Origin of the sequence: Pedobacter sp., assembly GCF_037719805.1 — a bacterium.
In the GTDB taxonomy this organism is placed as follows: domain Bacteria; phylum Bacteroidota; class Bacteroidia; order Sphingobacteriales; family Sphingobacteriaceae; genus Pedobacter.
This window is the reverse complement of record NZ_JBBJLZ010000003.1, coordinates 55,927-74,289: the sequence shown is the minus strand read 5'-3', so window position 1 is coordinate 74,289 and position 18,363 is coordinate 55,927. Positions and strand designations below refer to the sequence as shown.

Annotated in this window: 17 protein-coding genes; 9 read left to right on the top strand and 8 right to left on the bottom strand. The window is 38.0% G+C overall.

The genetic code is table 11. The annotated features are described in order from the left end of the window. Window positions 1-105 precede the first annotated feature (105 nt). Window positions 106-1,485: an erythromycin esterase family protein gene (locus tag WKF66_RS09885; protein ID WP_489674283.1), complete on the bottom strand. Its 1,380-nt coding sequence runs from the start codon at window positions 1,483-1,485 to the stop codon at window positions 106-108. Between the two features lie 142 nt (window positions 1,486-1,627). On the opposite strand from WKF66_RS09885, the gene WKF66_RS09880 reads away from it, so the two are divergent. Both WKF66_RS09880 and WKF66_RS09875 read left to right on the top strand, forming a co-directional pair. Further along, the gene (locus tag WKF66_RS09880) at window positions 1,628-2,713 is read left to right on the top strand and encodes a sensor histidine kinase (RefSeq protein WP_489674282.1); all 1,086 of its coding nucleotides are present in this window, start codon (window positions 1,628-1,630) and stop codon (window positions 2,711-2,713) included. Continuing rightward, on the top strand, window positions 2,714-3,394 hold the full coding sequence (locus WKF66_RS09875; RefSeq protein ID WP_489674281.1) for a LytR/AlgR family response regulator transcription factor: 681 nt from the start codon (window positions 2,714-2,716) through the stop codon (window positions 3,392-3,394). A gap of 15 nt (window positions 3,395-3,409) precedes the next feature. Here the strand turns inward: WKF66_RS09875 and WKF66_RS09870 are convergent, their stop codons facing one another. Then, a complete protein-coding gene (locus WKF66_RS09870; protein ID WP_489674280.1) occupies window positions 3,410-5,185 on the bottom strand; it encodes an amidohydrolase family protein in 1,776 nt (591 codons plus the stop codon). A 46-nt stretch (window positions 5,186-5,231) separates the two neighbouring features. Here WKF66_RS09870 and WKF66_RS09865 point away from each other — a divergent pair. Continuing rightward, window positions 5,232-6,310, top strand: a protein-coding gene (locus tag WKF66_RS09865; protein WP_489672741.1) for an IS3 family transposase whose coding sequence is annotated in 2 segments (ribosomal slippage) — window positions 5,232-5,493 and window positions 5,493-6,310 — 1,080 coding nt in all. Because the reading frame shifts where the segments join, the coding sequence is not laid out codon by codon here. Window positions 6,311-6,578: 268 nt separating this feature from the next. Here the strand turns inward: WKF66_RS09865 and WKF66_RS09860 are convergent. The 4 genes from WKF66_RS09860 to WKF66_RS09845 all read right to left on the bottom strand — a co-directional run bounded on the left by WKF66_RS09860 (window position 6,579) and on the right by WKF66_RS09845 (window position 11,030). Next, window positions 6,579-9,278, bottom strand: coding sequence for a carboxypeptidase-like regulatory domain-containing protein (locus tag WKF66_RS09860; protein ID WP_489674279.1), 2,700 nt, complete (start codon window positions 9,276-9,278; stop codon window positions 6,579-6,581). Between the two features lie 290 nt (window positions 9,279-9,568). Continuing rightward, window positions 9,569-9,865 (bottom strand): HigA family addiction module antitoxin, encoded by a 297-nt coding sequence (locus WKF66_RS09855; RefSeq protein ID WP_489674278.1) that lies wholly within the window; start codon window positions 9,863-9,865, stop codon window positions 9,569-9,571. Window position 9,866: 1 nt separating this feature from the next. Further along, window positions 9,867-10,151: a type II toxin-antitoxin system RelE/ParE family toxin gene (locus WKF66_RS09850; protein ID WP_489674277.1), complete on the bottom strand. Its 285-nt coding sequence runs from the start codon at window positions 10,149-10,151 to the stop codon at window positions 9,867-9,869. 348 nt (window positions 10,152-10,499) lie between these two features. After that, the gene (locus WKF66_RS09845) at window positions 10,500-11,030 is read right to left on the bottom strand and encodes a MepB family protein (protein WP_489674276.1); all 531 of its coding nucleotides are present in this window, start codon (window positions 11,028-11,030) and stop codon (window positions 10,500-10,502) included. Window positions 11,031-11,586: 556 nt separating this feature from the next. On the opposite strand from WKF66_RS09845, the gene WKF66_RS09840 reads away from it, so the two are divergent. Continuing rightward, a complete protein-coding gene (locus WKF66_RS09840) occupies window positions 11,587-12,189 on the top strand; it encodes a hypothetical protein (protein ID WP_489674275.1) in 603 nt (200 codons plus the stop codon). Further along, entirely contained in the window at window positions 12,190-12,435 is a 246-nt protein-coding gene (locus WKF66_RS09835; protein ID WP_489674274.1) for a redox-active disulfide protein 2, read from the top strand. A 177-nt stretch (window positions 12,436-12,612) separates the two neighbouring features. Here the strand turns inward: WKF66_RS09835 and WKF66_RS09830 are convergent, their stop codons facing one another. Further along, entirely contained in the window at window positions 12,613-13,329 is a 717-nt protein-coding gene (locus WKF66_RS09830; protein WP_489674273.1) for a DUF4625 domain-containing protein, read from the bottom strand. Window positions 13,330-13,333: 4 nt separating this feature from the next. Next, complete coding sequence (locus WKF66_RS09825; protein WP_489674272.1) at window positions 13,334-14,026, bottom strand: hypothetical protein; 693 nt, start codon at window positions 14,024-14,026, stop codon at window positions 13,334-13,336. Between the two features lie 286 nt (window positions 14,027-14,312). Between WKF66_RS09825 and WKF66_RS09820 the strand changes: the two genes are divergently transcribed. The 4 genes from WKF66_RS09820 to WKF66_RS09805 all read left to right on the top strand — a co-directional run bounded on the left by WKF66_RS09820 (window position 14,313) and on the right by WKF66_RS09805 (window position 18,298). Beyond that, entirely contained in the window at window positions 14,313-14,702 is a 390-nt protein-coding gene (locus WKF66_RS09820) for a hypothetical protein (RefSeq protein ID WP_489674271.1), read from the top strand. 78 nt (window positions 14,703-14,780) lie between these two features. Next, window positions 14,781-15,491 carry an ABC transporter ATP-binding protein gene (locus WKF66_RS09815; RefSeq protein WP_489674270.1) on the top strand — a complete coding sequence of 237 codons (711 nt, stop codon included), beginning with the start codon at window positions 14,781-14,783 and terminating at the stop codon, window positions 15,489-15,491. Beyond that, on the top strand, window positions 15,492-16,913 hold the full coding sequence (locus WKF66_RS09810) for a DUF3526 domain-containing protein (RefSeq protein WP_489674269.1): 1,422 nt from the start codon (window positions 15,492-15,494) through the stop codon (window positions 16,911-16,913). Next, window positions 16,910-18,298, top strand: a complete 1,389-nt coding sequence (locus WKF66_RS09805; RefSeq protein ID WP_489674268.1) for an ABC transporter permease — start codon at window positions 16,910-16,912, stop codon at window positions 18,296-18,298. Before WKF66_RS09810 ends, WKF66_RS09805 begins: the two co-directional genes overlap by 4 nt. Window positions 18,299-18,363 lie beyond the last annotated feature (65 nt).

The window sequence follows — 18,363 nt, the reverse complement described above, 5'->3', positions numbered from 1 at the left end:
ATGATATGCCCTTCCCTATAAGGGCTTAATAGATAGCTTCATTTATTTCACTCCTGCCTAGGCCGTCGAATAGATTAGGTAAAAGTGAAACTGAACCGAGTTTTTTTATTTTAAAGGAGTCGCTGCATGTGAATCCTTTATAAAAAGGAAGGCATCATACAAGTCACTCATATTGGTTTTATCGTAGGTTGAAGGTCCGCTTTTTGGTGTATACCCTACAAAACGTAAAGGTTTAACTAATTTTTCAATATTAAAATCGGCAGGATTGAAATACATCACAGGTGTCTTATTCTTGCTTAATAGTTCCTCCCAAGAGCCTTTAATCGGGTTCTCCAAAGGATAGGACCTCATAGGGTTAGTGTAGGTATCACGAGCCTCTATTGTAGCAGCAAAAGTTCCCGTAGCAGTGCCTGTTCCTAACGCAAAATAATTATTAGGGAACATTTTTAACAGATATCCCCCGGCACCCCCAACTTCGTTATTATAGATGCCCGTTTTTGCCACGTGTCCGTTGTGCGCCCAAATGATCATTTTGTCTGTTGGCGCAGTTAGAATAAGGGCAGTATTAACAGCCATTAAGCTATCACGAGTAATTTGAGCAGTAACTTCATAGAATGGTGCAAAACCCTGCATGATGTTGGTTAAAGCGATATGGCTCTCTGCTTTTACGGCGGGCAAGATATCTAGTTTACTCAGCTGTTTGTCTATAGAATCAGCAAATAAATAACCGTTTCTGCTGCTGGTGTACATTTTTTTCCAGTCAAACTTAAATTCCTTAAGGTTCATCCCATTCCAGGCCGAATCCTGTAAGGCTGCTGGGATTGCTAGCTTTTTAATGGCCAGTAATAGATCCGAATTAACTTTCTCCCCAATTATCTCCTTTAATAATTCTACATCCCTGGTTAACATCACATAGTCGATTCCATTAACCACCACTTTCTTTTTATGTTTGCTGTTGTAATCTCTGAGCCAGGTCAGCATTTCCTTCGTTTCTTCATTTTGCCAGATACTTAGCATATGCTTTTTCATCAGCACGTTTAAATCAGCATTTTCGTTTAGTCCTTTGGTGATATACCAACCATCACTGAAATCATTTTCAAAAGCAATATGGGTAAACCCTTTCTCCTCAACCAGGATGCGGGAGATCCAGTAACGCATTTTATAAAACTCGGCGGTACCATGTGTGCCTTCTCCTAATGCCACAATTTTCTTTGTGCTCATTTGCACAATAAGTGGCTTGATAGATTTTCTGAAATTTTCATACCGGTCTGTAGAGACGGATTTCAAGGCTTTGTATTCAAGACCAGTTGTGCTATCCTTTATAAGAGAACGTTTGGTTTTTATAGGACGGCTTTGTTCTGTTATTGTGTTTTGATCATTTGAAGCTGGTGCATCATTGTTTTGAACAGATTGTGCAAACCCAGCGCTTAAACCTGAAATGGTAAGCAACGAAGTAGTTAGGTAAGTAAGTAGTTGACGTTTCATAGTTTCTAATTTTATATCACAAAGAAACCTGGAAAAAATACCTGCTTACTAAAATTTCGACCAGGCTTAAAATTCACACTACCAAATAGGGAATTGCAGGTTTAGTCGGGCAAAAACAGCCCTTTATCGAAACCTGATGGCAATGGTCAATAATTTCTACGACTTTTATAAGGTGTTTAAGAAATCAATAACCTTTCCTGCTGTATTTGAAATTCTAATTTGGTTGCTCTACGTATGTGTCTATAAGTATTCCTATCATCTGGATAGCGCACACTTGCCTCATATACCTGATTCAAATTTTCCTTATCTCACGCTTTGTTTATACAGTATATGCTCAACAGTTTATATAATCTTTTACTACAGATGGGCAGCACCGGAATTGCTGGATCGAAAAAAATACCTCTGGCTGCTTGTTGTAACCGTAATTTACTTTATCGTAATAGCTAAATTGAATGACTTTGCTGTCGCCAGTTTATTTGTCATGCTATCTAAAGGGATGACCGAGCACAGTTATTTTCTTAATTTACAGCAAAACCCAGCCCTTGATCTCAATATAGTGATGACTGATGTGATCGCTTTCCTGTGCATAGCACTTTCCCGTTTCTCTTACCAAAATGAACTTCGTCGCCATAAAATAGAAACAGACCATTTGCAGCTGCAGCTAGCCATGCTTAAAAACCAATTACAACCACATTTTTTATTCAATACACTCAACAGTTTGTATGGAATGAGCTTAAGCAATTCAAAAGATACCTCAAGATTTATACTGCTGCTATCGCAGATGATGCAGTACATATTATATGACTGCGATCAGGAAATGGTGCCTTTGAAAGATGAGCTTGTATTTTTGGAAGGTTATTTCGAACTGGAACAGAAGAAATTTCCAGATGCAGATATCTCTTTTAAAATCACAGGACTGAATGCTGATATTAAAATACCACCAATGCTTTTTTTGCCATTAGTTGAAAACAGTTTCAAACATGGTAAACACAAGCTTGAAAACAAAGCAATGGTAGGATCGGAGGTCATTATAACGCTGAAAAACATAACTTTCCTCATCAAAAATGACACACTTCAACCAGTTTCAACCACATCAAAACAAAAAAAGGGCGGTATTGGACTAGCAAACATCAACAAGCGATTAGCACTATATTATCCAGGACAGTACCAGTTAAACATGACAGAAATCAACAATCAGTATATTGTAGAACTTAAAATAGATTTATAGATGAAATGTGTCATAATAGACGATGAACCTTTTGCGCATCAGGTATTGGAACATTATATTTCTCAAACGCCAGGATTAGAGCTTAAAGCCAAATTCAGGAATACCGTAGAAGCATTTGAATATTTAGGCAAGTCTAAAATAGATTTGTTATTTCTGGATATAGAAATGCCTTTGATAAATGGTATCCATTTCTTAAGTATGCTGCCAAATCCGCCTCAAACCATTTTTACTACAGCACATAAACAATATGCCTTTGAAGGATTCGAATTAAGCGCTTTGGACTATCTATTAAAACCATTTTCATTCGAGCGGTTTACCAAAGCAATAAATAAAGCAAGTATTGGATCAGGGGAAAAATCGGACATGGCTGTTCACAACCTGGTGATAAAAGATAAAGAAGGTATGCTGAATTTAAACCAGCAGCATATTCTTTACATAGAAGGCTGCAGAGACTATGTGAAGATCATTACCGATAATCAGACGCACATCATCTACCATACCCTTAAAGGCATTTTGGAGAAACTAAATTCGAGAGACTTTATACAAGCGCACCGTTCTTACCTTGTCAATAGAATCCATGTTAACCGGATCCACCAAGACGGCCTCATGATGCATGATAAAACAGTTATCCCTATAGGGCAGCACTACCGAAAGCAATTGCTTGAACAGATAAATGGTTAATAATTGACATGCCTATCATTTATAGATGATAAACTCTCCCCTGACGATCGTTCGTATATTATTTAATGTACTGATATTCAGTAAAGGATTGTCGTCCAGAATGAGCAGGTCACCGGCTTTACCCTTTTCAATACTGCCACTTTCTTTAGCAGCGCCCATTAAGGTTGCAGGTATAATAGTTGCGGATCTGATCGCTTCCAGCGGACTTAAACCCAGTTGCACATAACTTTGAATTTCCTCTGAAATAGTGCCTTCATTATCCGTTCCGGCAACGATAGGAATACCATAATCTGCAAACATCTTTACAAATTTGTAGTATACTCCTACTTTTTTGTCCCCAGTTAGCCGGTAAACATTAAGGGTTGGGTCCAGATAGGTATGCTTTGCGATCATATTATTTAACAAGACTTTGTTTGCCGCTAGAAGATCTCCTGTAGACAATTTTAGATTATTCATAAAATAATGAATATGGCTCAGGCTATTCAATCCATTATTGATAAAATAACTAAGTGTGTAACCTGTAGGCAGGTGGCCGACAACCTGCATTTGATTGCGTTTCGCCTCAGCAACAATTAGGTCAAAATTCCTTTTATTGACGCTGTCGTAGATTTTGATCTGGCTGAAGCCAGCATCATGGTATCGCTTCACATTTGCTTTGATCTCCTCTGAATTTGTTGCCAGCATAGCGCCTAAGGTAGCTGGAGATTTACCATCCAACAGCCCTGCCGCATATAAATTAGGAGCAGGTACAGATCCTTTGCTAACCAGGTCTTTCAGCTGCACCACAAAGTCAAACTCATTCCCCATATCCCTTACTGTTGTAACGCCTGAAAGTAAGGCTCGTTGCAGGTAGGATGGGTGAAATATGTGAGCATGCATATCCCACAGACCCGGAATCAGAAACTTATTATTAGCATCGATCACGTGTGCCCCTAGTGGGATTAGCGACTTATTGGCTACACCTACATAGTCAATTTTGCCATTTTTTATTAGCACCATCGTGTTTTTTTGCAATTCACCGCCCTGTTTAACGTCAATGATATTTCCCCCTATAATTGCAATTACACCATATGATTTTCCGATGCTGCTACCTTTTTCTTTATATGCTTGCAGTAAATATCGAGTTGATTGGTTATTTAGTAAGCTGAATTGAGGTAAATATTGCTCAGCGATTACCTCTCTTTTGTCCCCTTCCGTATCAGTGGTCGTCATGAATACGCTCTTTCCTTCCGTATCCGTCCAGAATACCTCATCCAGTCCGTGGTTGATCAGAAAGGCTTTAAGTCCTTTTTGCTCCGCAGGAGCATTTGATTGATTAATTTCATGAATGGTAATGTCCGATCCATCTAACCTAGATTTAACAACCTGAGGACTGCCAGCTTCGAGCCAAAAGGCAATGAGCATTTCTCTCATTTTGATAGATCCGTTATTACTAAGGGGAAAACCACCATCCACTGCTAGCAGTGTATCTAATGTCTCTTGCTTAAAACGGGATGTGTTACCACTGGAAACAAACTTTAATTTTGAATTATTGGTGGTTAAGTTGCTTGTCAGCAATAGCTTTTTCCCACGGTCCTGTGTGCGAATAACAATATGAGTGGAGTTGCTATCAGCTGTGTTTAATGAGGAAACTTCTTCAGTGCCAATTTTATTTTCAAGTTTGAAAACCTGAAATTTTTGTACTTGCTGACTGAAGGAAAAAGGAATGTTTAAAATAAAGCTTATTAAGAATACAAAAGGTATGTAAGCTTCCCTAAAAGCTGACCATTTAAAAGTAGAATTCTCGACCAAGCGTAGCGCGGGCGATAAAAAGAATTTTTAACTTTAAATGTGTAATATGAAAAAGTCAAGATTTACGGAGACTCAGATTGTCAAAGCAATCAAGGAACATGAAAATGGTAGGAATGTTAATGAGCTATGCCGTGATTTAGGTGTAAGCACTGCATCCTTCTACAAGTGGCGTCAGCGTTATGGTGGTCTGGAAGTTAACGAACTGAAAAGGATAAAGGAGCTGGAAGATGAAAACGCCCGGCTTAAAAAAATGTATGCAAATCTGAGTCTGGTACATGAAACTTTTAAAGAAGCTGTAGAAAAAAAGCGTTAACGTCTGATGAAAAACGCGGGCTGGTGGAAGAAATGGTCAAGAAAATCAGCCATCGTCAGGCGTGTTTATGTGTAAACGTTCCTCGAAGTAGTTGTTTCTATATTCATAAGCAGAAAGATGATGATGAGATTATTGATGAGCTGAAAGTGCTCGTTGAAAAGCATGCTGTTATTGGGTTTTGGAAATGTTACCACAGATTGAGACGCAAAGGCTTTCTTTGGAATCATAAACGGGTATACAGGGTTTATACTGCTATGAAATTGAATATAAGACGGCGAGCAAGAAAACGACTTCCCGCCAGAGTAAAACAAATTCTGTCTACTCCTGAAGCCATCAACCAGGTATGGTCAATCGATTTTATGAGCGACAGCTTATGGGACGGAAGGAAATTTCGAGTACTGAACATAGTAGATGATTATAACAGGGAAATCTTGTGCATCGAGCCTGATCTGTCGTTACCAGCTCATAGGGTTGTAAGAGCATTGGAAGCGTTAGAGCAGTATAGAGGTCTACCAAGCATGATTAGAGTCGACAACGGTCCAGAATTCATTTCAGATAAGCTAGGGGATTGGTGTAATGAGAAAAAGATTACCTTGATATTTATTCAACCCGGTAAACCAACTCAAAATGCATATGTGGAACGATTTAACGGGAGTATGCGTAGGGAATTATTGAATGCTTACATATTCAGAACACTGGACGAAGTAAGAGAAAAAGCTGAAGAATGGATGTATGATTACAATAATCATAGGCCACACAAAGCACTAGGCTTTAAAACGCCAGCTGATTTGTTGCTAGATATTAGCAGCTAAATTCTACTTTTGAATGGTCTGATTTTACGGGAAGCTTACAGGTACCCAGCATTTTCTAGTCATTGTCATGATGTAATATTACGTATGATAACTATAAAGCACCTGGTTATTTTCACATTATCAAAAAAGGGTCGTATAAGTGAGAGTCCAAGGATCAGTCAAGTAAAATCTTGTCTCACTAAAGGAAGGAATGCTGCGTCATTAGTAATAAGTTTCTTTTACTGGACATACATTTATCACTAAACAGTCCAACTACGTTATAATCCAGTTAATATTCCGGTTCGCTTTTAACTTTTGTAGACTTAAGTTTATAAACAAAACCTAACAAAAAATATTTCTTTAGCACATTCATCTCTTGAAAAGAGACCTCATTATTTTGTGCGGTACGGAATGTAGCTGTGTTTTGATCTAAAATATCAAACCCGGTTAATTTAATTTGAGACCCTCCTTTAAAATTATAATATAGGGATGTGTCAAGTAAGTTGATATTATCTCTTTCGTTTAAACTAGTAGGAAGATTCTTTACTACATAGGAGGCTTCAAATGACATACCTTTAATTGGGCCAAGGCTTAACGCAGATCCATAAGAATAGGTAGTAAGACTTTGTTCTAAGAAATTCGAATTATTTGTAATTGTATTGCTATTTGTCTGGTAAGTCAAATTATATTTAGGATAAACCTTTATATAATTCTTCCATAATAGTGAAATTTCTGCTTTAATTGATGTTAAGTAAGTAGTGTTTTTGTTTTCTATACTATTAATCCGATTATAACTTTGATAAAGACTAAAATCAGGTGAGAGTCCAATCTGTGAGTTAAGTGATTCGGAAACCCTAATTGATTTAAAATACTGTATATAATTGTATGCTGACCAAGTAGATCCACTTAGATAACTTTTTGTCGAATAAGCAGCATTAATAATATTATAAAAATTTTCGAAACCTACTGAGCCATGCTCGTTATCCACACTCATCCCAAGAGTTAACTGAGACTTTTCTTTATATCTTCTATAATTCAGTATCCAGTTATCTTTTAAGACATTTTGAAATCCATAAAAGGGTAATTTAACCTGTAACTCGTTCGAATTATCTGTTCTTGTTCGAAGGAGGGAGAAAGATGGGGCAACTGTACTTCGCTGCCAGGCGATTTGAAGATCTTTAATCAGCATTGATATGCCCGGCAATACATTAGTGAAATATCTTGTTTGCTCTGGAATTACATTATCATAATTAACATCATATTTTCTATATTCAACGGCGGCATTAACACTCACAGTAATTCCTTCTTTAATAGTCCAGTCTAAGTTAGCTCTAGATGAATATTTATTGGTATTAACATTATATCGATTTTCAAAATCATATCTTCTTGTTCTGGTAAGGGTATCATTTTTTAGCCATAGATCTTGCGAGTATTTCTTCTTGCTATTTTCAAAGAGGAGGTCGACCTGTAGAAGAAATGTTTTGCTCAGGGCAACTTGATACTTAGGTGAAAGGGAGAAGTTACTATTAAAAGTGCCGATTTCTACATCCCGATTAAAAGTTTGATTTAATAAATCACGAGTAATAAGAAATGTATTAACCTGACTTCGCTCATCATTTGATCCATTCTCATAAGTGATCAAATTTTGAAGTGATAGAATATGTTTTTTATTAAATCGAGTTTCAAACTTAAAACTATGTCGATAGGCTGAAAAAGGCATAGAGGCAGATATCTGACTATCATTCTTATTAGATAGCGTATCATTTGTCAAGGTTTTACTTTCGGATCGATAATCAGTTATTGTTCTTTTGAGTTCTATAGATGGCCTTATTTCTAAGAACGTGTTTTCATTTAAGGTTTGGCGAACCAATCCAGATAAGGCGTGCGTACTTGCACTATTACCAATGTTAAGTTTTGAGGAAGAGTTCTGAATGATCTCATCAAAAAAACGGTCATTAGCAGTAGACTGCAATAGCAAACTATTATCATTGTTAAACATGTACATAAAATTGGCTTTTGTACGTTTCCAATCATAATTTACATTTACTCCTATAGCCTTATTATTTGCTACGCCTTGATAAGTTCTTCCACCAAAGTTTAAGTCACTGTTTGATTCGGCTCTATTAAGCCCGCCAAATTCATAAAGTTCACTGTAGTCAAAACTGCCTCTGTTAATATTATTGGCAAAGCCAATTAAACTTACCTGAAGAGTATCTCGGAATGAATTTAAAAGCACACCGCTTTCATAACGGCTTCTAGTACCCCCACTAGCGTATACTTTACCGAAATCAGAACGAAGAAAATTACTTTTCAATTTTAGATTAATTATTACCGGTAAATCTGCTTCATTATTGACTATGAGCTTACTGTTTCCTCTATCACCAAATATTTGCACAGTTTTAATTAAATCTGCATCAAGATTTCTGCTTGCAATCTTCAAATCTGAGTTAAAAAACTCCTTATCATTAACACGTATTGCAGAGACTTTTCTGCCCTGAAAATAGATTTCGCCATTCATATTAACCTGTAAGCCAGGAAGCTGTTTTAAGAGCTCCTCAACATTTGCATTTAGTCGAACTTTAAAATATGCTGTATTATATTCTAAAGAATCTTTATTCATACGAATCGGTAGCCCACCAGATATTACAACTTCGTTAAGAGTTAATGAAGCCAAACTAATCCTTCCAAAATCTCTACTACCTGAATCCAAAAGAAAGTCTTTAATAAATGGAGCTGCTGTAATATGAGTTATAAAAAGCCTAAGTGTCCTGTTGTGTGGTATTTTTATCAGTTGAAATTCTCCCTTTTGATTACTTAAGGTATAAGAGATTACCGAAGTATCAGATTGGTTGACTAAAGTCACAGTTGCTTTGGAGATAGGTTCACCATCTGAATTAATGAGCGTTCCTTTTAATTCTCCTGTTGACTGTGAAAAAGATTTGGAAAAAAGACAACAAAAAAACAATAGCGTTAAAATTCTAAATACCATGCTTCAATATAATATAAATAATACATGCAAAAATTCTAGATGTAAAATACATATGTATATAGAAATAAATTTAATCCTCACAAATAGCCACAGGAAGAAATGTTCATTAGATATGGCGTACCACTTCGTCGGAATACCTAACTGCCGCATTTTTGAAAGGACTGAGCGGTGAGTTTAAATATCTCAACTAGGTAGATCCATTATCAAAAAAACGGTGGAATTCTTAGTTAGTCATTTCTTGACTTCTTAAGGTTTTCTACTTCCAAAGAGGTTTAATGATATGATTTACATCAGGCGAAATTATAACGTGTGATTTTGGGTGGATTTTCTATAAAACCTTTTTTGGCTATTGATAGGTCGTAGGACGATTGCAAACGAACCCAAAATCGAGCAGCCCCTCCAAACACCGTTTCAACTCTTAAGGCTATATTAGGAGTTATAGCTGCCTTACCATTCAATATATTAGACAATGTGGTTCTGGTGACACCTAATAAATCAGCAGCTTTAGCAATGGTTAAATTGCGCCCTTCAACAATTTCAATTTTTAACATTTCCCCTGGATGGGTTAATTCTAACTCTCTTTTCATATCAATGTGTATCTAAATAGTCCAAATCGAAAGCAGATTTGTTTTCAAAGCGGAAGATGATTCGATAATTACCTGTAACATCTAAGCTCCAGAATCCTTGAAGGTCACCCTTTAAAGGATGTGGTCTGAACGAAACCAAATTTGCAAGATCATCAGGTACTTCTTCTAGATCGTCAATAATTTGCAAAATGAGCTTTATTTTCTTCAACTGCACCGGAGGCAGCTTACTACCATCTCCTTTCTCCCAAAGAAGCATTAAGGCCTTACTTTTAATTGTTTCAATCATTTTAGACCGTATAGTGTAAATATACACTATACGTATTTAAAAAGCAAATCGTTGATATATATGTGAATAGTTATTGGCCATTTAACGAAATGGGCCTCTTGATTATCAAATACTCGTCTCATTTGAAATCAAAAAACGGTGGAATAATGGAGGATACAAGGACCAGGCACAAGTTAGGAATTGTCTCAAAGCGAAGATTTCTCTTTTTGCCGTAAAGCTGGTACAAGCTAATTGATGAGTACCGTCTTAAAAATGGAGGGATATTATAGAATATATATTAATTTTCAAAGCTATGCGCTTTTCCGATATTGTCGCCAAATATTTTCAATGAGGTGTGGCTGCTACAGCTTAAAAAAGTAGCTTTCTTATCAAATCTTTGGTAGATGAGTTTCCATCATCAATTGTCAAGAAGTATTTTGTCTGCCAGGTTTGAGTTTTCTCCGCTTGTTTACTTGCAACAGTGTCCCAAGGTGGATAAACTCTAATTCCACGTTTTCCCTCTTTGTTATTAGTAGTAATAATACCTTTTTCTGCCAAGACGAATTTTGGAAAAATAAATTGCCCAAAGTTATTTTCTCTTTTGGCTGCAATTATTATAAAATCAAGGTCATCCGATACCTCAAATGGTTCAGTTATTCCGTCCTTATTTCTTTGCCATATGGTCACAAAATGACCAGACTTTAATGGAGTGATTTTTGCCACCCGGTATTGAATTTTCTTATTATTGAGTTCAAATGAACAAGCTCCATATTCTAAACTTTCGGTACTTAACTTCAGGTTTGTTAAGTCGAACCCGCAATTGTCATAAACCAATTCCTTAACTATTTTAAGCTCGTTTGGAAGTATGATTACATTTGTCGATGTATTGCCCCTTTTCATATTTTAATACTAATGTGTTCGCAGTTTCCAAATATACCTGCTTTATTGATTTGCTCGTCGGTATGATCATTTAAAGGCGACACCTTATCTCTGTTTGAAGAAATTAATTAAACATTGTCAATAACTAAGAATAGGACCATTAGCTTATGTTGCGTGGATAAACTCAATATTTTGGCAATGTTGACAGTGTGTCTTGAAGTGGAATGAAAGGAGCCACATGCTATTAGATTGTAGATTTATCAAAAAATGGTGGAATAATGGAGAATACAAGATTTGGCGCAATCAGTTTTGTCGCACAAAACGAAATTTCTCTTTTGCCGGAAAGCTTTAATTAAGATCAAAGCAGCCAGGAACCTCTTTTTATAGGAGGTGAATATTGCGAATGTAGAAACTAAACTTTAGTCATAAAATAGGCTAGTGAGCAATTTATCCTTGGTAATTATTGCTATCTTTAGTTTATCAACGAATTTAAATGGTATAATGTCTAATGGTATAAAACTTTGAAACGTTGCCGGCTTATGACCACGAGTACTGTTAGAAGAAATAAATAATTTGAATGAAATTTGCTGATAGATTACAAAGCTTCCTTCCTTTTGGATACTTATTTCTTGTTGTACTAGGCATTTTAAAAGAGAGCGTTTTTTATTATCAGTTTGGTATAAATATTCTAAGATATTCCAGTCTCATGGATATTTTAATAAGTCCTATTGCAGATTTGACGTCACACCCGATTGTTCTTGTGGGATTCTGTGCAATCCTTTTCTCCCTATATTTTGCTCTATATTTTTTACCTACCAAAAATTACAATAAACTATGGGTTAGAAAATTCACGAGTTCTCGGGGGGCATCGACTCCCTTATCAGCAAACGAAGTCAAAATTAAATTTGGGAACTTATTCGTGCCCACACTAGCCATATGTTTGTTTTCTTTTTTTCTAGGAATAGGTCTCGGAAACGGGCTTAAAGTTTCCCGAAATATCTTGAACGGGAATCTGAGATATAATTGTAATTTGACATACAACACAAACGAAACCAAGGAGATATATTTAATTGGCTCAAATAGCGTAAATTTATTCTATGTAGAAAAAGGTAATAAGAACATAAGAATATCCCCTATTGGAGCTATAAAAGCAATAGAAGTTTTAACCCTCAAAAACTAAATGGAAAGCAATAAATTAAGTGCATTAAATACAGAGGCTTTATTAAAGAAATACAAACTATTGAAAGCAATTGCAGGAACATTAGCTGGTATGCTTCTGGTATGCTTTATTACGTTAATATATTTATCCCTTAAGAAAGGTTTCAGTCCGCTGTTAATCGTACCAATTGCATTGATGCCGATTCTTATTCTGAATATTATCAATATAAATAATATAAAGAAAGAACTGAATTCAAGAGAAGAATAGATAGATAGCATTAGGAACTATCATTGACAAACTCGATTCCGCACTTGAATCTTTACAGCGGTTTTTATCGATTGTGATTAACTAAGTGGAAATCTGAATTAAAAATTATGATAGAACCAGAAGAACAAGCTGGTATTAACTTATCAATTACTCATTTCTCAGCGCTCAAATATTAATCTATCTATCTAAATGATAAGAATACAGGGCATGCTTTCCCTGCTTATCATTAACAGTGACATTAATATGGTAATGCCCACTTGGAGCGCCGCTTAAATTGATATTCTTGTTGAAATGGAAAATTGTTTGGTCAATCATGTCAGCATCCGTATAAGTAAATTCTGTTGTCCATGTGCTTGACTGCACTTCAACCAAAAGGGCTGCAATTCTATTTGGGGCATTGATAACGCCTGTAAGATTTAAGACCGTAGCGGAAGAAGTTTTGAAGGCAACATCTGTTATACGAGGCAAAGACAAGTCTTTAACAACAGTAAAATCAACTGTTGCCTTAGTCTTTCGGCCTAACTCATCAGTAACAATCATAACTAAAGTGTAGGTTCCCGCCCTGGCCGTCTCAGGTATATCTATATGCTCATGAAAGTCTGCATTTTTTAAGCCTGAATAAGTACCGGTATAAGTCTTTATAAAGTCCCAGCCATAATTGGATTCAGCTAGCGTAATCTGAACCTTTATATCCGCAATCTTTCCAGGAGCTTTTACTTCTGCATCGATGTGCAGATCATTACCACTGTAAGCGATTTTTGAATTATTTAGACCCACTTCTTTAACCATTACAGAAGATTCTTCCAAAGTAAGTGCATTCTCTTTTTTACAGGAGAATAAGAAGCCGGTAGCGATTAGTCCGACTACAAGAACTTTCAAGATCCTACAGTTCATTGAACTATTGCTGGTCATACTTACCATAATAAAACAAGCCGCTTGATCTGAAGACTGTAAGCTTTTTGTTGGATACAAAACCTAGCTCGACAGTACTCCCACTGACATATTTAAAGCCATTTCCCCCTATAAGCGTATAATTATTGGCAGCGTTGTCAATCGTAGCCGCGTCTATACCAGAACCATAGGTTGTTGTACCCGCTTTATTAAAACTATAAATGACTCCGGCTCTGTTGCTAACTTCTCCTATTTTAAACTCGTCCCCTTTGAACTTTTTACCCGCAAGTTCATTGGTCTCTTTAACTTCTAATAATTCACCGATGGCATCATATTCGGTAGTAAGCGCCTTGTAGTAGGCTGAGGTTATTTTCTTGTCTTTGTCCAATGTAAATTTGGCGATACGGGCGTTGCCACCGGTCACCTCAAATACTAGTTCTGTCTCACTTACTGTGTAGGTGCCAACAAGGTTACTAGAAGATGAATTGATAAATAATGCTTTATTATCTTCCAAGAGCTGAATAAAAAAGACGCTGGTATACTTATTTCCGGTTTTTTGCGCAAGCGTTCCTGCAACAAAATGGTCGGTAATTTCAAATGGCTTGCTAGGCTCCGGTTCAGGATCGTTGTTCTTTTTACAACTGGTGAACGCAAGCAAAATAGCTGTAATAAATAATGGTAATGTTTTGAATGTTTTCATATTTGAGGTAAGTATTAAATATATAATATTGGTTTTATTAGTTAACGGCGATGCTATTACACATTGGCCGACAAGGTTTCACAAATGCAACAAAGCTACATTAAATGCTAAACCCCATTTCACCGAATATTGTTTAATAAAATAAATGATTGTATTTAATCACTAAAATATAGAACATTTATTGCAACTTTGTGTCGTTTTGAATTAGGTAGTGAAAAGGAAATTAAATCGTTCAGGCAAGCGCAGATTATAATAGAATTTGTGAAAATTACAAAAACAGATTATTATGAAAGTGGCTTACATTTTACTCTCACCCGTTCAAGGAATACACCACTTAGCAAACAGGATCTTACCGCAACTTGAATCAGGTCAACATGCACTGGATGTAGTTGCTTTATGCTTTTTTGATGAAAATGCTTTCGTTTTAGAACGGGAACATCCAATCAGCCATCGCCTTGAAAAAGTTACCCGGGAAAAGAATATTTTATTACTGATGGCTAAGAAATCAGACATGGAACGGAAGGTGAAGAGCTTGACAGACGGATACCTTATGCGCTTAAGACCGACTGAATGCGCTGTAACTATGGTATGCGGACATGAGCAAATAGCTTGTTTCCCTGACCTTTATGCAGCATTAGGTGAGGCTAACCGACCTGACCATATCCTTTGTTTATAATTATTCGTAAAGTACAGCCAACTAGGAATAGTAATGGGAACAGTTGAAATTCATTAATGTCATAAAAAAAAAAGATCTATGAACATCGTACTTGAAGCAAAAGACCTAAGCAAGAACTATCCAGACAAATCTGCCCTTAAGCAGTTAAACCTGTCCCTCCGCCAAGGCGAGATCTTTAGCTTACTAGGACCAAACGGAGCAGGTAAATCAACTACGATCAATCTTTTCCTAGGCTTTATTATGCCCACCGGCGGAGCTGCCTATATCAACAACCTGGAGGTAACGAAAAACCTGACAGCGGTTAAGAAATACCTGGCTTATATCCCTGAACAGGTGGTTTTATACCCTAATCTAAGCGGCCTGGAGAATCTCTCCTTACTCAGTTCGCTCGCCGGTTTCAACTACACTCGCAATGAGTTGGAAAGTTTCCTGATCAACTCGGGCTTACAGCTAGACGCTATGGCAAAGCGAACAGGAGCTTATTCCAAAGGAATGCGCCAGAAAGTAGGGATTGCTGCTGCGCTCGCTAAAAAAGCCATGGTCCTGCTGTTGGATGAACCTACCTCGGGCCTGGATCCGAAGGCAAGTAACGAGTTTTCAGATTTGCTCTTGCGGTTAAGCAAAGAAGGCACTGCAGTCTTTATGGCCACCCATGATATTTTTAGGGCACGTGAGGTGAGCAGCCGGATCGGCATCATGAAAGACGGCCAACTGGTACACGAGCTAGCCTCAGGCGATATGGATGCCTACGAACTGGAAAAACTTTACCTGGAATATATGCACAACTAGATGATCACAACACTATCCCAAAAAGAATTTATCTCTGCCCTGCGTGATAAGAGGTTTGTCATTCTGGTCAGCATAGTCATCGCATTGCTTGTGCTGGCCGCCAGCACCGGTATAATGAGTTACAATCAGGTCGCCGCTGAAAGACAGATCGCACAGCAAACGGCTAACGAAGATTTTCGCGATCAGCCCCCACGCCACCCACATCGAATGGCACATTATGGTTCCTATGCATTCCGGCCTAAGTCATCGCTCAGTTTCTTTGATTTTGGTCTGGACAGCTTTACCGGCACCATGGTTTATTTAGAAGCTCATCAGCAAAACAGTGCCAATTTCAGCTCGGTACAGCAATCGAGCGGTCTGATGCGGTTTGGTGAAATGACAATTGCATTCGTTTTACAATTGCTCATTCCACTAATCATTATTTTTTTGTGCTTTAATACCTTCACCCAGGAAAAAGAACAGGAAACGATCAAATTGTTGCTGAGCCAAGGCTTGTCAGTAAGCCAGATTGCCAACGCCAAGTTAAAGGGGTACGGAAAATTATTGCTACTTATCATGGTGCCGTCATTGCTAACAGCGTCGTTGTTTTTACTACTTGCTAACAGTCTGTCCGCAAATGCCGACTTCTGGCTCCGGCTATTACTTTTTACCGGAGTTTATGCCTTATATTTCTTTATTTTTCTGGCAGGCAGCATTCTGGTTTCTGCATGGAGCCGGCATTCTCGTACAGCGCTACTTACGTTACTTGGCATTTGGATCACCGCTTGTGTGATCATGCCAAAAGTGACTGCAAACCTGGGCAGTCTTCTTTATCAAACGCCCACAAAGGCTGAGATGGACGCTCATGTACACCATGCGGCTAGCAAAGGAATCAATGGACACAACCCTCAGGACAAGCGAACAGAAGAGTTTACCAAGTCATTACTTCAAAAATATGGGGTAGACTCAGTAAGCCAATTACCGGTTAACATCGACGGCCTGGTAATGGCCGAAGGCGAAGCTTATAGTAGTAAGGTATATGCTCAAGAGTTCGATGAGCTGGCCCAGACGTACGGGCAGCAAAACGCAGTATCAAAATGGGCTTCTTTCATTAACCCTTTTCTCTCTGTGCGATACATCTCCATGGGGCTTGCCGGCACCGACCAGCAGCATTACATACACTTTTTAAAAGCAGCAGAAGACTACCGGTACCGACTTGCCCAGCACCTGAATAAGTTGCAGGCAACCAAACTGCACTATCATGATAAAGAAACCCGGTTAGACGCCAGTAATTGGAAAAACTATCCACCTTTTGAATACCGGCAGCCTTCAGTGAGTTTCGCTTTGAGGGCGCACTGGATTTCTTTCGCGGCACTACTGCTATGGGGCTTTGTCCTTTACCTGGTTTTTAATACACTGCTCAACCGATATTTTCCTTTATGAAGCCAAATACTTTAAAAACGCTATTGCGCATGGAATGGCTCAATTTTAAATCAGAAAAAAGCCTTCTTCTATTCACCCTTCTGATTTTAATTGCTGGTTGCTATGGCATATATTCAGGAACAGCAGAAGTCGACCGGCAGCGGAACAAGATCGCAGGCTTGGATACGATTTACCGGGACAATATCGAGGAAGTGAAAGCAAAATATCCTGATGATGCAGATGCAGGCGATATCGGATACTATCATTTCGCCTTTGCCAAACATATGCCGGATTCCTGGGCTCCTTTATCCATAGGGCAGCGTGATGCTAATCCCTTTTATATCAAGCTTCGATTACTCGCCGTACAAAACCAACTTTACAGTTCGGAAAATACCAACCCGGACAAGCTGGCTACCGGGAGCTTTGACCTGGCTTTTGTACTGGTTTTTATTCTACCGTTATTCATAGTAGCCATCTGCTTCAATATCTATTCTGCAGAAAAAGAACGTGGCACCCTGGCCTTGCTCATGTCGCAGCCAATATCATTGACACAACTATTGTTCGCTAAACTGCTCTTCCGCTTCACTCTGGTATTGCTTCTTGTTTTGCTGCTAATCCTTGCCGGTTCGCTATATAGCGGTGCAGTCTATGACGTTCGTATAGTTATTTGGTTAGCTGGTACGCTGCTTTATTCACTTTTCTGGTTCTGTGTGTGCTACTTTATTATCGTGCTAAAGAAAAGCTCGGCATTCAACGCAATCGCGCTGCTAGGCGCCTGGTTAGTACTTACCTTCATATTACCCGTGCTGATCAATGTTATCGCACAACTCTCGGTGCATACGACCGAAGGATTACAACTGACGCTTAAACAACGCGAAGAAGTACATGCAGGTTGGGACAGGCCTAAAGAACAGACAATGAACCGGTTCTTCGTCTTTTACCCACAATACCGGAACACGAGTAGAATCGAGGAACGCTTTAAGTGGAAGTGGTATTATGCCTTTCAAGAACTGGGTGACCGTTCCGTTGATCGTCTTTATGAAACTTATAAAAGCAAATTAAAGTCTCGATCGGCTTTAGCGGTTTCTTTAAGCAGCGTTAGTGCTCCCGCTACTTTTCAAGGTATATTAAATGCGTCCTGTGCTACCGATTTGGAGACTCAAATGGCCTTCACTGAAAGTGCCAGGCAGTACCATGAACGTATTAAAGCATTTTACTACCCTTTCTTATTCAATGACGAGCCGTTCAGGCATGCCGATTTTCCAAATGAGCCTCAGCATCAATTTATAGCGAAACCCGATTATAACGTTGTAAACAAAGGTTTAATGGTTTTGATCCTAAGTAATCTGGTCATTTATGCCTTGGCTTTTGTAACTAAATATCTGGTTACATCCGAGATCCGGTGATGTGAATGAGAGCGAAACTTAAGAATTCAAAGGACTGCAATTGAAAGCAATACTTATTCCGGTTT

Excerpts from the sequence above, each read along its gene's own strand:
- WKF66_RS09885 (WP_489674283.1), bottom strand. The coding sequence starts at position 1,485 with ATGAAACGTCAACTACTTACTTACCTAACTACTTCGTTGCTTACCATT.
- WKF66_RS09880 (WP_489674282.1), top strand. The coding sequence starts at position 1,628 with ATGGTCAATAATTTCTACGACTTTTATAAGGTGTTTAAGAAATCAATA.
- WKF66_RS09875 (WP_489674281.1), top strand. The coding sequence starts at position 2,714 with ATGAAATGTGTCATAATAGACGATGAACCTTTTGCGCATCAGGTATTG.
- WKF66_RS09860 (WP_489674279.1), bottom strand. The coding sequence starts at position 9,278 with ATGGTATTTAGAATTTTAACGCTATTGTTTTTTTGTTGTCTTTTTTCC.
- WKF66_RS09855 (WP_489674278.1), bottom strand. The coding sequence starts at position 9,865 with ATGAAAAGAGAGTTAGAATTAACCCATCCAGGGGAAATGTTAAAAATT.
- WKF66_RS09850 (WP_489674277.1), bottom strand. The coding sequence starts at position 10,151 with ATGATTGAAACAATTAAAAGTAAGGCCTTAATGCTTCTTTGGGAGAAA.
- WKF66_RS09845 (WP_489674276.1), bottom strand. The coding sequence starts at position 11,030 with ATGAAAAGGGGCAATACATCGACAAATGTAATCATACTTCCAAACGAG.
- WKF66_RS09840 (WP_489674275.1), top strand. The coding sequence starts at position 11,587 with ATGAAATTTGCTGATAGATTACAAAGCTTCCTTCCTTTTGGATACTTA.
- WKF66_RS09835 (WP_489674274.1), top strand. The coding sequence starts at position 12,190 with ATGGAAAGCAATAAATTAAGTGCATTAAATACAGAGGCTTTATTAAAG.
- WKF66_RS09830 (WP_489674273.1), bottom strand. The coding sequence starts at position 13,329 with ATGAACTGTAGGATCTTGAAAGTTCTTGTAGTCGGACTAATCGCTACC.
- WKF66_RS09825 (WP_489674272.1), bottom strand. The coding sequence starts at position 14,026 with ATGAAAACATTCAAAACATTACCATTATTTATTACAGCTATTTTGCTT.
- WKF66_RS09820 (WP_489674271.1), top strand. The coding sequence starts at position 14,313 with ATGAAAGTGGCTTACATTTTACTCTCACCCGTTCAAGGAATACACCAC.
- WKF66_RS09815 (WP_489674270.1), top strand. The coding sequence starts at position 14,781 with ATGAACATCGTACTTGAAGCAAAAGACCTAAGCAAGAACTATCCAGAC.
- WKF66_RS09810 (WP_489674269.1), top strand. The coding sequence starts at position 15,492 with ATGATCACAACACTATCCCAAAAAGAATTTATCTCTGCCCTGCGTGAT.
- WKF66_RS09805 (WP_489674268.1), top strand. The coding sequence starts at position 16,910 with ATGAAGCCAAATACTTTAAAAACGCTATTGCGCATGGAATGGCTCAAT.